Source organism: Enterococcus sp. DIV0774 (assembly GCF_050539095.1).
Taxonomy (GTDB): domain Bacteria; phylum Bacillota; class Bacilli; order Lactobacillales; family Enterococcaceae; genus Enterococcus; species Enterococcus faecalis.
Window position 1 is genome coordinate 658154 of record NZ_CP172923.1, and the last position, 12909, is coordinate 671062.

16 protein-coding genes and 1 other annotated feature are annotated in these 12909 nt (G+C 37.3%); of the genes, 12 read left to right on the forward strand and 4 right to left on the reverse strand.

Translation table 11 applies throughout. The features are described from left to right. Positions 1-35 precede the first annotated feature (35 nt). Together IGL86_RS03205 and IGL86_RS03210 are read right to left on the reverse strand one after the other, a co-directional pair. A complete protein-coding gene (locus IGL86_RS03205; protein WP_002355781.1) occupies positions 36-671 on the reverse strand; it encodes a pentapeptide repeat-containing protein in 636 nt (211 codons plus the stop codon). Further along, the gene (locus IGL86_RS03210) at positions 668-1741 is read right to left on the reverse strand and encodes an FUSC family protein (RefSeq protein WP_002355782.1); all 1074 of its coding nucleotides are present in this window, start codon (positions 1739-1741) and stop codon (positions 668-670) included. The genes IGL86_RS03205 and IGL86_RS03210 overlap by 4 nt, the downstream gene beginning before the upstream one ends. Positions 1742-1984: 243 nt before the next feature. Here IGL86_RS03210 and opp1A point away from each other — a divergent pair, with 243 nt between their 5' ends. After that, on the forward strand, positions 1985-3655 hold the full coding sequence (opp1A, locus tag IGL86_RS03215) for an oligopeptide ABC transporter substrate-binding protein Opp1A (RefSeq protein ID WP_033625399.1): 1671 nt from the start codon (positions 1985-1987) through the stop codon (positions 3653-3655). A gap of 78 nt (positions 3656-3733) precedes the next feature. Here opp1A and IGL86_RS03220 read toward each other — a convergent pair whose 3' ends face one another. Next, positions 3734-4084: a DUF3899 domain-containing protein gene (locus IGL86_RS03220; protein WP_002355784.1), complete on the reverse strand. Its 351-nt coding sequence runs from the start codon at positions 4082-4084 to the stop codon at positions 3734-3736. A gap of 90 nt (positions 4085-4174) precedes the next feature. Between IGL86_RS03220 and opp1B the strand changes: the two genes are divergently transcribed. The 8 genes from opp1B (at position 4175) to rplT (ending at position 10960) form a co-directional block, all read left to right on the forward strand. Beyond that, positions 4175-5116 carry an oligopeptide ABC transporter permease Opp1B gene (gene opp1B / locus IGL86_RS03225; protein WP_002381304.1) on the forward strand — a complete coding sequence of 314 codons (942 nt, stop codon included), beginning with the start codon at positions 4175-4177 and terminating at the stop codon, positions 5114-5116. Beyond that, positions 5116-6168 carry an oligopeptide ABC transporter permease Opp1C gene (gene opp1C / locus IGL86_RS03230; RefSeq protein WP_002355787.1) on the forward strand — a complete coding sequence of 351 codons (1053 nt, stop codon included), beginning with the start codon at positions 5116-5118 and terminating at the stop codon, positions 6166-6168. Before opp1B ends, opp1C begins: the two co-directional genes overlap by 1 nt. Positions 6169-6177: 9 nt before the next feature. Next, positions 6178-7236, forward strand: coding sequence for an oligopeptide ABC transporter ATP-binding protein Opp1D (opp1D, locus tag IGL86_RS03235; RefSeq protein ID WP_002355794.1), 1059 nt, complete (start codon positions 6178-6180; stop codon positions 7234-7236). Continuing rightward, a complete protein-coding gene (gene opp1F / locus IGL86_RS03240) occupies positions 7236-8192 on the forward strand; it encodes an oligopeptide ABC transporter ATP-binding protein Opp1F (RefSeq protein WP_002355795.1) in 957 nt (318 codons plus the stop codon). Before opp1D ends, opp1F begins: the two co-directional genes overlap by 1 nt. A gap of 40 nt (positions 8193-8232) precedes the next feature. Next, the gene (locus IGL86_RS03245; protein ID WP_033625400.1) at positions 8233-9303 is read left to right on the forward strand and encodes an RNA-guided endonuclease TnpB family protein; all 1071 of its coding nucleotides are present in this window, start codon (positions 8233-8235) and stop codon (positions 9301-9303) included. 215 nt (positions 9304-9518) lie between these two features. Continuing rightward, positions 9519-9650: a sequence feature (ribosomal protein L20 leader region), on the forward strand. Positions 9651-9704: 54 nt separating this feature from the next. After that, positions 9705-10226 carry a translation initiation factor IF-3 gene (infC, locus tag IGL86_RS03250; RefSeq protein WP_002355797.1) on the forward strand — a complete coding sequence of 174 codons (522 nt, stop codon included), beginning with the start codon at positions 9705-9707 and terminating at the stop codon, positions 10224-10226. Positions 10227-10339: 113 nt separating this feature from the next. Then, positions 10340-10540, forward strand: coding sequence for a 50S ribosomal protein L35 (rpmI, locus tag IGL86_RS03255; protein WP_002355798.1), 201 nt, complete (start codon positions 10340-10342; stop codon positions 10538-10540). A gap of 60 nt (positions 10541-10600) precedes the next feature. Beyond that, on the forward strand, positions 10601-10960 hold the full coding sequence (gene rplT, locus IGL86_RS03260; RefSeq protein WP_002355799.1) for a 50S ribosomal protein L20: 360 nt from the start codon (positions 10601-10603) through the stop codon (positions 10958-10960). 45 nt (positions 10961-11005) lie between these two features. Here the strand turns inward: rplT and IGL86_RS03265 are convergent, their stop codons facing one another. Then, on the reverse strand, positions 11006-11386 hold the full coding sequence (locus tag IGL86_RS03265) for an MmcQ/YjbR family DNA-binding protein (RefSeq protein WP_050443826.1): 381 nt from the start codon (positions 11384-11386) through the stop codon (positions 11006-11008). A 67-nt stretch (positions 11387-11453) separates the two neighbouring features. Here IGL86_RS03265 and IGL86_RS03270 point away from each other — a divergent pair, with 67 nt between their 5' ends. The 3 genes from IGL86_RS03270 (at position 11454) to IGL86_RS03280 (ending at position 12908) form a co-directional block, all read left to right on the forward strand. Further along, positions 11454-11813 (forward strand): DUF1304 domain-containing protein, encoded by a 360-nt coding sequence (locus tag IGL86_RS03270; protein ID WP_002370721.1) that lies wholly within the window; start codon positions 11454-11456, stop codon positions 11811-11813. Between the two features lie 67 nt (positions 11814-11880). Beyond that, positions 11881-12375: a GNAT family N-acetyltransferase gene (locus IGL86_RS03275; RefSeq protein ID WP_002370719.1), complete on the forward strand. Its 495-nt coding sequence runs from the start codon at positions 11881-11883 to the stop codon at positions 12373-12375. Positions 12376-12392: 17 nt separating this feature from the next. Continuing rightward, the gene (locus IGL86_RS03280) at positions 12393-12908 is read left to right on the forward strand and encodes a GrpB family protein (protein ID WP_002361365.1); all 516 of its coding nucleotides are present in this window, start codon (positions 12393-12395) and stop codon (positions 12906-12908) included. The last annotated feature ends 1 nt before the right edge of the window (position 12909 follow it).

The following is a 12909-nucleotide window of genomic DNA, read 5'->3' on the forward strand; positions in this document are numbered from 1 at the left end:
AGAACCAGTTATTCGGCTATTTTTTTAAAATTTTCTTAGGTAATCACCAAACCAAGGGCACTTGCCAAATAAATGGCTTGTTCAGGGGTGACTTTAAGACCTGATAAATAGTTTGGTGAGAAAGTCAAGCGTTCAAAGGTGTTTTGGGAAAAATCCAATCCTTTTAAAGAAGTATTTAACCAATTACTTTCGGTTAAATCGCAAGCTTCTAGAAGGAGTTTCTTCCAGGTGACCTCGAAAAATTCACTTTCGACTAAACGTGTCTGATTAAAGTGAACAAGATTAAAATTTGCAAAACGAAAAGAAGCATAATCGGCTTTGCAATCTTCAAATAGACAATCTTTTAAATAGCTATCTGCAAAATTCGTTCCTGTCAAATTGCAACGAAGGAAAGTCACTCGATGAAAACTACCAGATAGCCATTCGACGTTAGAAAAATCGCAAGCTTCAAAACGCACATTACTACAATCAAAAGAAGCAAACTGGCCATTTGCTAATGAAAGATGATCGAAAACAGCATCCCGAAAGACTAAGTTACGAACTTCTTGATTCGGTAAATCAATCTGCTGATACAAATGATTTTCTAAGATTGCCTCATCTTCTAATTGACAGTTCGTTAATAGAGGAAGTTGTTCTGGCAAATTTGGTGGCAAGGGATAAGTTATTTTCATAAAACGCCTCTTTCTTCTTGTTGATTTTCAAAGGTTTCATCAATTGAGTAGGCCCGATTATAGAAACGTAGCGCAGTTGTGAAAACATAAGCGCCGGCAAAACCAAGTAAACTACCTAACACAATCCCGACTAATCGATAGTTTAAAAGATTACTAATGACTTGCTGTCGTGCAAGATTTGATAATAATAAGGACATCGGGGTAATAAAAAAGCTGGCAATCGCATAGTTTCTGTTAATGAATCCTTCAAAAGCTGCATATAGAATACTAATGATACCGATTGTTTGTAAAGGTGTAAAGGGAATCATTAATAAAATTGCAGAAAGCAACAAACCAAGACTCGTACCTAGAATCCGTTGCACATTTCGCTGCATCACAGAATGTAAATTTTCCCCTTGTAAAATGGCTGCGCAAGTAAACGTCATCCAATAGGCATTGACTAAATGAAGCGATTGACTTAAATAAGCCGCTAAAAATAAAATGGCCGCATAATGCAAAGCATCTAATAAAGAAGCGGGATCGATATAAAGTCGTTCTTGAAGAGACATCCGTTTTTGAAAAACGTAGGGGCGCTTGTCGATGAAATGAAGCACAATGCCCATGATAATGCCGGTCACTACTCCTAAAAGAACAAAACTGGCCATGATGGGAATCTTATGTAAAGGAAAATTGTTGCTTGTTCCCATTGCGGTTGACATGATAACTAACAAAGCACCAGGCTTCTCAATGCCATACAATCTAAAAAGTAAGCGTGCAAGAAAAGCGACGATGGCAATTGTAATGGGAATCAACCAAGGTACATGGTGACTTAGCATTCCTAAGCTGTTGCCCAGAACAATAAAAAAGCCAACAATATTCAGTCTGCGCAATAATTGAGGCAAAGGAAGCGGCTGATAATAAATAAACGTATAAATGCCCATCGAGCCAAAGGTCCCAATGAGTAAATTATTGGAAAAATAACCAATTAATAATGGAATTGCCATACAAATTGCGACACCAACTAACCGAAATAATTCGTCATTTGCTTTATCGATAGCAAACAAATCCTTTAAAAACGTAGAATTTTTCATATTTTGTCACTCCTTTACTTCCTAATTTACCATAATGTTTAGAAAACTGACAAAAGAATTGCAATAAAAGACAGGAAGAAAAAGAGTGGTTTCTGATAGGAAGAGAAGAAAAATTAAAAAAAGTTAACATTTTGACTTGCAATTTTAATATGAAAAATGTAAGATATATTCCATAGCAATAAATAATTATTAAATTCTGATTTTTCAGAAAATACAGATTGCATTATTTTAGGAGGCAACACTATGAAATTGAAAAAGTCATTAACATTCGGTGTGATTACATTATTTAGCGTAACAACTTTAGCGGCTTGTGGAGGCGGCGGAACGTCAGATAGCTCAAGCGCGTCTGGTGGCGGTAAGGCAAGTGGCGAACAAGTTTTACGTGTCACAGAACAACAAGAAATGCCAACAGCTGATTTATCACTAGCAACAGACAGAATTAGTTTTATTGCATTAAATAATGTATATGAAGGAATTTATCGTTTAGACAAAGATAACAAAGTCCAACCTGCAGGTGCAGCGGAAAAAGCAGAAGTTTCTGAAGATGGACTAACATACAAAATTAAATTAAATAAAGATGCAAAATGGTCAGACGGTAAACCAGTGACTACTAATGACTATGTTTACGGATGGCAACGAACAGTTGATCCAGCGACAGCTTCTGAATATGCTTATCTGTATGCCTCTGTAAAAAATGGTGATGCCATTGCTAAAGGGGAAAAAGATAAATCAGAATTAGGAATTAAAGCAGTCAGTGATACAGAATTAGAAATCACTTTAGAAAAAGCAACACCATACTTTGATTACTTATTAGCTTTCCCATCATTCTTCCCGCAACGTCAAGATATTGTGGAAAAATATGGTAAAAATTATGCATCAAACAGCGAAAGTGCTGTCTACAATGGTCCATTCGTCTTAGACGGCTTTGATGGTCCTGGTACAGATACAAAATGGTCATTCAAGAAAAACGATCAATATTGGGATAAAGACACAGTGAAACTGGACTCAGTAGATGTGAATGTTGTGAAAGAATCACCAACCGCGTTGAACTTGTTCCAAGATGGACAAACAGACGATGTCGTTCTTTCTGGTGAATTAGCCCAACAAATGGCCAATGACCCAGCTTTTGTTAGTCAAAAAGAAGCATCAACACAATATATGGAACTAAATCAACGTGATGAAAAATCACCATTTAGAAATGCGAACTTACGTAAAGCCATTTCTTACTCAATCGACCGTAAAGCGTTAGTTGAATCAATCTTAGGGGATGGTTCTATCGAGCCAAACGGTTTAGTACCAGCAGATATGGCAAAAGACCCAAGTGGCGGCAAAGACTTTGCTAAAGAAGCAGGTAGTCAAATTGAATATGATACGAAAAAAGCTAAAGAATACTGGGAAAAAGCGAAAAAAGAATTGGGGATTTCAACCTTAACAATGGATATTCTTTCTTCAGATGCAGATTCTTCTAAGAAAACAGTTGAATTTGTTCAAGGGTCAATTCAAGATGCTTTAGATGGTGTGAAGGTAACGGTTAGTCCGGTTCCATTCTCTGTTCGTTTAGATCGTTCAAACAAAGGCGACTTTGATGCAGTAATCGGTGGTTGGAGTGCTGACTATGCTGATCCAAGTAGTTTCTTAGACTTATTTGCTTCAGATAACTCATATAACCGTGGACGTTATAACAATCCAGAGTTTGACAAGTTCGTGAAAGCTGCAAGTAGTGCAGATGCGACAGATCCTGAAAAACGTTGGGATGATATGTTAAATGCAGAGAAAACGATTATGGGAGACATGGGTGTGGTACCATTATTCCAAAAATCAGAAGCGCATTTACGTGCTGAAAAAGTCAAAGATGTCGCAGTTCATCCTGCTGGCGCAACGTATGACTACAAATGGGCATACATTTCAGAATAACCTGACAAAAGATCGATAGCAAACAAAAAAGGACCTTTGCCATGGAATAAAAGGCAACGGTCCTCTTGCTATCTTGTCTTAGACCAAGTAAAATAGTAGAAAGCCTAAAGACAGAATCAGTAAGATGCCCCCAGTTTTTAGCCAGAAAGAGCGATGTGCATCGCCAATGACTGAAAGCGGGATAAACTCTTTCGGTTCATTTTTCTTTTTAAAACGAAACGCGTTTTTCATTGAGCGCTGAAAGTTATCGAAAAAGCCAGAGGACATAATCCATAAAGCAATGCCGATAATTAAAAAGAAAAGCGAAACGATAAAGAAGGTATCTGATAATGAGGAGGTAGTGATAGGTTCTTTACTTATTAATAAGTAAAGAAAAATGCCGATACTGGAAATAACGGCTGTAATAATTGGCCATTTAAAAGTTTTCATGTGTTCACCCTATCTATTATTGTGGTCTATCTAGTCATTACTTTAACGAAAATAACTGAGGAAGTCAAAAAAATCTCGGAGGTGTCATTATTGAATAGTTTTGGAAAATATTTTCTTAAACGGATCTTTTTCATGATTATCACTTTGTGGTTAATCGCAACGATTACGTTTTTCTTAATGCAATTATTACCAGGTACGCCTTATACCAACCAAGAAAAACTTAGTCCAGAAACAATCGCTATGTTGAATAAACAATCTGGCTTAGATAAACCAGTGATTGTTCAATACGGAATTTACTTAAAGAACCTGGTAACGGGAGACTTTGGTATTTCATTCCAATTTAAAAACCAACCTGTTGCTAAGTTATTAGCTGGTCGAATTGGGCCATCCCTTCAACTGGGAGGACAAGCGATTATCTTTGGTACGTTAGTCGGTATTTTATTGGGGATTATCGCAGCGATGCGTCAAAATACTTGGGTAGATACGTTGGCAACATTGTTAGCCATTTTAGGTCGTTCTATTCCAAACTTTGTTTTCGCGGTATTATTACAATACATTTTTGCAATGAAATTAAGAATCTTACCAATTGCTATGTGGAATGGTTTTGCCTACACAATCTTGCCAACTATTGCCTTGGCAATGAGTCCCATGGCCGATTCGGCTAGGTTTATTCGAACCGAGATGGTAGAGGTCTTGCATAGTGATTATGTCGAATTAGCTAAAGCAAAAGGCTTGAGTCGCTGGCAAGTTGCATTCCGCCACGGGTTAAGAAACAGTTTAATTCCATTGATTACCTTATTAGGACCTTTAGCCGTTGGTTTAATGACAGGTTCTTTAGTAGTAGAAAATATTTTTGCCATCCCTGGAATTGGGGAACAGTTTGTAAAATCAATTATGACAAACGACTATCCAACAATTATGGCAGTAACTATTTTGTATTCAACAATGTTAGTTGTTGTAATTCTGATTGTTGATTTACTTTATGGTTTAATTGATCCAAGAATTCGCGTATCAGGAGGTGCAAAAGGCTAATGGAAACAGTCAATAAAAATAATCTACCACAAGCGATTAAAGATATTCCGGCAGATGAGTTTCAGCCTCTAAACACTTCAACTCTAAAAGAAAGAGAGCGTATTGCCACACCGTCTTTAAGTTTCTTACAAGACTCATGGCGTCGTTTGAAAAAGAATAAAGCTGCAGTTATCTCAATGAGTTTCTTAGCAGTTATTATCTTTATCTCTATTATTACCATTTGGGTTTCACCACATAACCCAACGAAACAAAATGTTTCTTACATTAACTTACCACCACGAATTCCTGGCTTGGAAAGCGTGAATGGTTTAAATGGTAAAACAACAGTTGCTGGTCAATTAGTTGATAAATATGCACAAGCAAACGTTCCGGATAACGTAAACTTTTATCTAGGAACAGATGGTTTAGGTCGTGATGTCCTAAGTCGTTTATTTATGGGAACACGTATTTCCTTATTAATTGCGTTTATCGCGGCGATTCTAGATATTACGATTGGGGTAACGTATGGACTGATTTCCGGGTTAGTCGGCGGTCGTGTCGATACAGTAATGCAACGTATTTTAGAAGTTCTTTCTGGTATTCCTAACTTAGTTGTTATGATCTTGATGCTAACAGTCTTTGATCCAGGGATTGTTTCGATTGTTTTGGCCATGGTTATTACAAACTGGATATCAATGGCCAGGATTGTGCGAGCCCAGACCATGAAACTAAAAGATCAAGAGTTTGTCATGGCAGCAGAAACATTGGGCGAATCTCGTTGGAAAATTGCTATTAAACATATTTTACCGAATATCTCAAGTGTCATTATTGTCCAAATGATGTTCAGTATCCCATCGGCAATTTTCTTTGAAGCGTTCCTAAGTTTTATTGGGTTAGGCTTACGTCCACCAACCGCATCTTTAGGAACCTTGTTAAACGAAGGATACAAAACTTTCCGTTTCCTTCCATATTTAATGTGGATTCCAGCGGCAACACTTTCAGTTATCATGATTTGTTTCAACTTGTTAGCTGATGGTTTACGTGACGCATTTGATCCTAAGATGAAAGAGTAAGAGTGGTGAATGACTATGGAAAAAGTATTAGAAGTTAAAGACTTAAGAATCTCCTTTGATACATTTGCAGGTAAAGTCAACGCCATTCGTGGTGTGAGTTTTGATCTTTATAAAGGTGAAACGTTAGCCATCGTAGGTGAATCAGGGAGTGGTAAATCTGTTACAACCCGCAGTATTATGCGTTTGTTGAGCAGTAATGCCAATATTGATAACGGGGAAATTTTGTTTAAAGGACAAGATATTGTTCATAAAACAGAAAAACAAATGCAAGCCATTCGTGGTAAAGAAATCGCAATGATTTTCCAAGATCCGATGACTTCATTAGACCCAACGATGCCAATTGGCAAACAAGTGGCGGAATCATTAATCAAACATAATAAAGTCTCAAAAAAAGAAGGCTTAGCGCAAGCATTAGAATTACTAAAATTAGTCGGCATTCCTAATGCTGAAAAACGTTTGAAAAACTATCCACACCAATTTTCTGGTGGGCAACGTCAACGGATTGTCATTGCAATTGCTTTAATTTGTTATCCCGAAGTTCTAATTGCAGATGAACCAACTACAGCGTTGGATGTAACCATCCAAGCACAAATTTTAGAGTTATTAAAAGATTTACAAGAAAAAATTAGCACTTCGATTATTTTCATTACCCATGATTTAGGGGTAGTAGCAAACGTGGCTGACCGTGTCGCTGTCATGTACGGTGGACGTCTGGTTGAAGTGGGAACAGCAGAAGAAATTTTCTATAATCCACAACATCCATATACTTGGGGACTTTTAGGGTCAATGCCAACGATGGAAGGAACAGAAGACAAACTTTATGCGATTCCAGGTTCACCTCCAGATTTATTAGATCCACCAACTGGAGATGCCTTCTATCCACGGAATGAGTTTGCTTTAAAAATTGATACAGAAAAAGAACCACCTTATTTTGAAGTATCACCGACACACAAAGCAGCAACGTGGTTATTAGCACCACAAGCACCAAAAGTTACGCCTCCAGCAGAGATTGTTCGTCGTTGGGCAATTTATGCAGAGCGTCAAAAAAATCCAGGAGGTAGTAATTAATGGCAGAAGAGAAAAAAGTCCTATTAGAAGTCACTGGTTTGAAACAGTATTTCAATGTTGGTCGTAAAGACGAAGTAAAAGCCATTGATGACATTAGTTTTCATATTTATGAAGGCGAAACCTTTGGATTAGTTGGCGAATCAGGAAGTGGAAAATCAACAACTGGTCGCAGTGTCATTCGTTTATATGATCCAACTGCTGGTGAAATTCTTTTCGATGGAAAAGACATTAGCAAAATTAAATCAAAAGCGGACATGCAAGCATTCCGCCGCGATGTTCAAATGATCTTCCAAGATCCATATGCTTCATTGAATCCAAGAATGAAAGTCAATGATATTATTGCTGAAGGAATCGATGTCAATGGATTAGCTAAAACACCAAAAGAGCGGGAAGAAAAAGTCAATGAACTTTTAAAAACGGTGGGCTTAAATCCAAGTCACAGTACGCGTTATCCTCATGAGTTTTCTGGTGGGCAACGTCAACGGATCGGGATTGCTCGTGCTTTAGCGGTTAATCCACGTTTCATTATCTGTGATGAGCCGATTTCGGCTTTGGATGTGTCGATTCAAGCTCAAGTAGTAAACTTATTACAAGATTTACAAAAAGAACAAGGCTTAACTTACTTGTTTATCGCACATGACTTATCGATGGTAAAACATATCAGTGACCGAATTGGCGTAATGCACAGTGGGAAATTATTGGAAATGGGCACAAGTGATGATGTCTATAATTTCGGCGTTCATCCTTATACAGAAAGTTTGCTTTCTGCGATACCATTACCAGATCCAGACTATGAACGCACACGTAAACGGATCGTTTACCAGCCTGCAGCGGCAGATGGAAAAGATCGTGAGCTCCGTGAAATTCTCAATGGACACTATGTTTATTGTGCTGAAGACGAAGTTGCAATGTACCGTGAAAAAATTGAAGAGAAGAAAAGAAAAGCTGGTTTATAACCAGCTTCTTTTCTAACTATCTTGGTAGGGTGGTTATGAGATGAAGGCTCTGAAAGCTTATAAATACAGACTTTATCCAACCTCAAAACAAGAACAGTTTATTCAAAAAACATTTTCTTGTGTTCGCTTGGTGTATAATTTAATGTTACAAGACCGGATTGATATCTACAAAGAGATGCGAAAAAATCCTCAACAAACGTTTAAAATGCCAACGCCAGCTAAATATAAGAAACAATACCCTGTCCTCAGAGAAGTTGATAGTTTAGCCTTGGCAAATGCACAAGTTTATTTGGATCGAGCCTTTAAAAATTTTTATCGGGAAAAAGGGATGGGCTTTCCAAAAAAGAAAAAGAAAGAAACGGTGCATTCCTACACTACGAACAATCAACATGGCACAGTCAAAATTTTGGATAATCGTTATTTGAAAGTACCTAAATTGAAATCTTTAATTAAAATGAAGGTGCACCGCCAACCGCTGGGGGAGATAAAATCTGTAACTATTTCTATGAGTGCGAGTCACAATTATTATGTTTCCATTTTGTGTGAAGCGCCGATTGAAACGAAAACAAAGCAACAAAAAATGGTGGGAATTTGTAGCAGTAGGGAAAAATTTGCGCTGCTTTCGAATGGTGAAAGCTTCGAAAAAAGCTATTGTTCAAAGCATTTAAAGCAAAAACTACGTCAAGAAGAACGAAAATTAAACAAGCGTAAAATGATTGCTTTAGAAAAAGGTGTCGATCTTTCGCAAGCAAAAAATTATCAAAAACAAAAAATAAAAGTCGCAAAAATTCGCGAAAAAATAGCCAACCAACGAATGGATATTTTAAACAAAATTACAACGGAATTGGTTTCAAGTTACGATGTTATTTGTATTGAAAAAGCCCATCACAGTAATGAACGGCCGCCAAAACATGATCGTTCTGAACTGGCTTGGTCTTTATTTTTAGCTAAACTGTTGTATAAAGCACAATGGTATGGCAAAGAACTCATTTGTATTGAGTCAGAGGAGATCGAAACAGAGTTGTCTTTTTCTGAAAGTACAGAAAATTCAGAGTATCTTAGAAGCCAAAAAATCTTAGAACGTGGCTTGTCTAAACGAGAAACCTTATAAATAGAAGAACTGTAGGGACTACAGGGATCGCCTAGGGGATAGAAAATGTACACCATGTGTTGAACCATTTGTTTCTAGGAAGTCACATTGGGACAGTCCACTAATTATTAATAATCAAAATACGAGTTCAAACGAATCTAGTGCTAGATTCGTTTTTTTTTTTGAGGAAATATATTGACAACTAGGATAAACTAAGGTAAACTAGTGAAGTTGAGAAATGAAAGCAGAAGCACCCGCTTCTCGCCTTAGTTGAGTATATCGCTGGGCTAGATAAAGTATTCCTTATTTTTTTAAGTAAGGCAGACTGTTGGCGGGTTCTGGATAGGAACCTGTTTTTTTATTGCATTTAGCAAACAAAGCAGACTTCCGTTAGGATTTTCTCTTAAAAATTTTGGAGGTGAATGACCATAGCAAAGGATATGATGGTTAACGACGGCATTCGTGCACGCGAGTTACGTTTGATCGGACAAGATGGTGAACAATTAGGTGTAAAAACCAAAGCAGAAGCATTACAAATCGCTGAATCTGCAAACTTGGATTTAGTACTTGTAGCGCCAGGAGCGAAACCACCAGTTGCGCGAATTATGGATTATGGAAAATTCCGTTTCGAACAACAAAAGAAAGAGCGTGAAGCTCGCAAGAAACAAAAAGTGATCAACGTCAAAGAAGTTCGTTTAAGTCCAACAATTGACGTAAATGACTTCAATACAAAACTTCGTAATGCGCGTAAGTTCTTAGAAAAAGGAGACAAAGTGAAAGCTTCTATCCGTTTCAAAGGCCGTGCCATTACCCATAAAGAGATTGGTCAGAAAGTTCTTGATCGCTTAGCTGAAGAAACTGCGGACATCGCCACAGTGGAACAAAAAGCGAAAATGGACGGACGCAGCATGTTTCTAACGCTGGCACCGAAAAACGACAAGTAAACGAAGAGACCGAGCATTCGGACTTTTGGTAATTTCTACAAGAAGGATATTCGACAGTTGTGACTGTTAGAGTCTTTCACTTGAAGCAAAGATTTTGAGGAGGAAAATTAGTCATGCCAAAACAAAAAACACACCGCGGATTAGCAAAACGTGTAAAACGTACTGGTGGAGGCGGCTTAAAACGTGGCCGTGCCTTTACATCTCACCGTTTCCACGGTAAAACTAAAAAACAACGCCGTCAATTGCGTAAAGCAAGCATGGTTGCAAAAGGCGATTACAAACGTATCCGCCAACAATTAGCAAGAATGAAATAAAACAACTCGGTGACTTTTAGATTACCGTCAAGAGAAACAAGATATTAGGAGGAATTCAACATGGCACGTGTTAAAGGTGGAACAGTAACCCGTAAACGTCGTAAAAAAGTCCTTAAGTTAGCGAAAGGCTACTACGGATCAAAACATACTTTATTTAAATCAGCAAAAGAACAAGTAATGAACTCTTATTACTATGCATTCAGAGACCGTCGTCAAAAGAAACGTGACTTCCGTAAATTATGGATTGCACGTATCAACGCGGCAGCTCGCATGAATGGCTTAAGCTATTCTAAATTAATGCACGGTTTGAAATTGGCAGAGATTGATATCAACCGCAAAATGTTAGCTGACTTAGCCGTTAACGATGCAGCAGCATTTACAGCGTTAGCTGAACAAGCAAAAGACGCTTTAAGCAAATAAGCTTAAACAATCTTTCACACCCTACTCCTTGAGTAGGGTGTTTTTTTAATAACTCCGTTGGTAACTTTCATCTATAAATGAAAAAACTTGTGAGAGCGGAATTTCTTCAGAAAGACTTAACCAATGCTCTTTATTCATATGATAGGCAGGAAAATAGCCAGGTTGGTTCTTTAATAAGGCAATCAATTCAGGCGCAAGTTTAACGGTTAAAATAGTGAGCTGCTTATTCTCGGTAGCGCCGAGCAGTTGTGCATCCAGTGGCATAATTAAAGCAAACCATTTTGCATTTCTAGGATGACGAAAGACGAGATAGTCTGGATGTTTTTTAAAAGGAAAATCGGGCGTTATCTGATAACGTTCTTGGATATAGGCGCTAATAGTTTCTTGAAAATTCATAGGTTTCTTCCTTTCGTTAAGGCTAGGCATATCTATTTACATCATAGCAAAAATTACATAAAATTACTTCGTTCAAAGGAATGGGAGGAGGGAGCAGATGACATTAATTTCAACAATTTTAGTAACCTTGGTGGCTGTAGAATTTTTCTACATTATGTATTTAGAAACGATTGTACCAACATCTGAGACAACAAGCCGTGTTTTTAAAATGGATAAGCAAGAGTTACAAAGAAAATCAGTGACTACATTGTTTAAAAATCAAGGAATCTATAATGGACTAATCGGTGCAGGACTTATTTATAGTGTCTATTTTGCGCAAGCAACGATGGAGATGACAAAATTTTTATTGATTTATATTATTTTAGTGGCGGCGTACGGTAGCTTAACTAGTGATAAAAAAATCATTTTAACACAAGGCGGTTTAGCTATCGTGGCTTTGCTTAGTTTACTTGTTTAGCCATCAGAGTTAATAGAGAGAGGCAGTCAAATCGACAGAAAAAACACGGTTGATTTGACTATTTTTTATAGAATTGAGAGAGACAAAATGTGGTATACTTTGTTTATTAGATAGGGAGGAATTAAAAATGCTGAACCAAAAAGAAGTAAAAAAAACCGATTATCCTCAATTAATTTCTCTATGGCGTTCTTCAGTAGAAGCTACCCATTTGTTTTTGAGTCAGGCAGATATTGATAAAATCGAAGTGGTTTTACCTGATTATTTTCAACAAGTTCAATTAAGTATGTGGTTAAATGAAGAACAGAAATGTGTGGGCTTTAGTGGAACAAATCAACAAACTTTGGAAATGTTATTTATTGACCCAGTCTATTTTCGTAAAGGCTATGGTGGAGAAATTATCAAAAAGTTAATAGAGCAAGAATCAATTATCTTTGTTGATGCTAATAAACAAAATGAAGGGGCAGTGAAGTTCTATCAATCTCAAGGGTTTCAAGTAATTGGTGAATCAAAGGAAGATCCTCAAGGAAATCCGTTTCCTATTTTACATATGAAACGGATATAGAAAAGAGGGAAGAAATCATGCGGGTAATCGTTACTGAATACCAACCAGCCTGGGTGGAACAGTTTGAAGAAGAAGCCCAAGCGTTGAAACAGATTCTAAAGGAAAATTGTCTTAAAGTTGAACATATCGGTAGCACATCTGTGCCTAATTTAGCAGCCAAACCAATTATTGATTTTTTGGTCATTGTTGAAGAAATTGAAAAAGTAGACCTGTTACAAGGGGAATTTGAAAGAATCGGTTATGAATATATGGGGGAATTTGGACTATCAGGACGTCGTTATTTACGAAAAGGCCCGATAAAAAGAACACATCATGTGCATATTTATCAGTTTGACAATACGCAAGAAATTTTGCGCCATCTTGCTTTTCGAAATTATTTACGAGAAAATCCGGCAATTGCTACAACCTATGGTACATTAAAAAAGCAATTGGCCCAAGCACACCCCGATAGCATTGATAAATATATGGATGGCAAAGATGCGTTCATTAAGAAAATAGAAAAAGAAGCGTTGAAGAAATATTGGGAAAAATAAA

Coding starts and splice junctions, on each gene's coding strand:
- IGL86_RS03205 (WP_002355781.1), bottom strand. CDS start 671: ATGAAAATAACTTATCCCTTGCCACCAAATTTGCCAGAACAACTTCCT.
- IGL86_RS03210 (WP_002355782.1), bottom strand. CDS start 1,741: ATGAAAAATTCTACGTTTTTAAAGGATTTGTTTGCTATCGATAAAGCA.
- opp1A (WP_033625399.1), top strand. CDS start 1,985: ATGAAATTGAAAAAGTCATTAACATTCGGTGTGATTACATTATTTAGC.
- IGL86_RS03220 (WP_002355784.1), bottom strand. CDS start 4,084: ATGAAAACTTTTAAATGGCCAATTATTACAGCCGTTATTTCCAGTATC.
- opp1C (WP_002355787.1), top strand. CDS start 5,116: ATGGAAACAGTCAATAAAAATAATCTACCACAAGCGATTAAAGATATT.
- opp1D (WP_002355794.1), top strand. CDS start 6,178: ATGACTATGGAAAAAGTATTAGAAGTTAAAGACTTAAGAATCTCCTTT.
- opp1F (WP_002355795.1), top strand. CDS start 7,236: ATGGCAGAAGAGAAAAAAGTCCTATTAGAAGTCACTGGTTTGAAACAG.
- IGL86_RS03245 (WP_033625400.1), top strand. CDS start 8,233: ATGAAGGCTCTGAAAGCTTATAAATACAGACTTTATCCAACCTCAAAA.
- infC (WP_002355797.1), top strand. CDS start 9,705: ATGACCATAGCAAAGGATATGATGGTTAACGACGGCATTCGTGCACGC.
- rpmI (WP_002355798.1), top strand. CDS start 10,340: ATGCCAAAACAAAAAACACACCGCGGATTAGCAAAACGTGTAAAACGT.
- rplT (WP_002355799.1), top strand. CDS start 10,601: ATGGCACGTGTTAAAGGTGGAACAGTAACCCGTAAACGTCGTAAAAAA.
- IGL86_RS03265 (WP_050443826.1), bottom strand. CDS start 11,386: ATGCCTAGCCTTAACGAAAGGAAGAAACCTATGAATTTTCAAGAAACT.
- IGL86_RS03270 (WP_002370721.1), top strand. CDS start 11,454: ATGACATTAATTTCAACAATTTTAGTAACCTTGGTGGCTGTAGAATTT.
- IGL86_RS03280 (WP_002361365.1), top strand. CDS start 12,393: ATGCGGGTAATCGTTACTGAATACCAACCAGCCTGGGTGGAACAGTTT.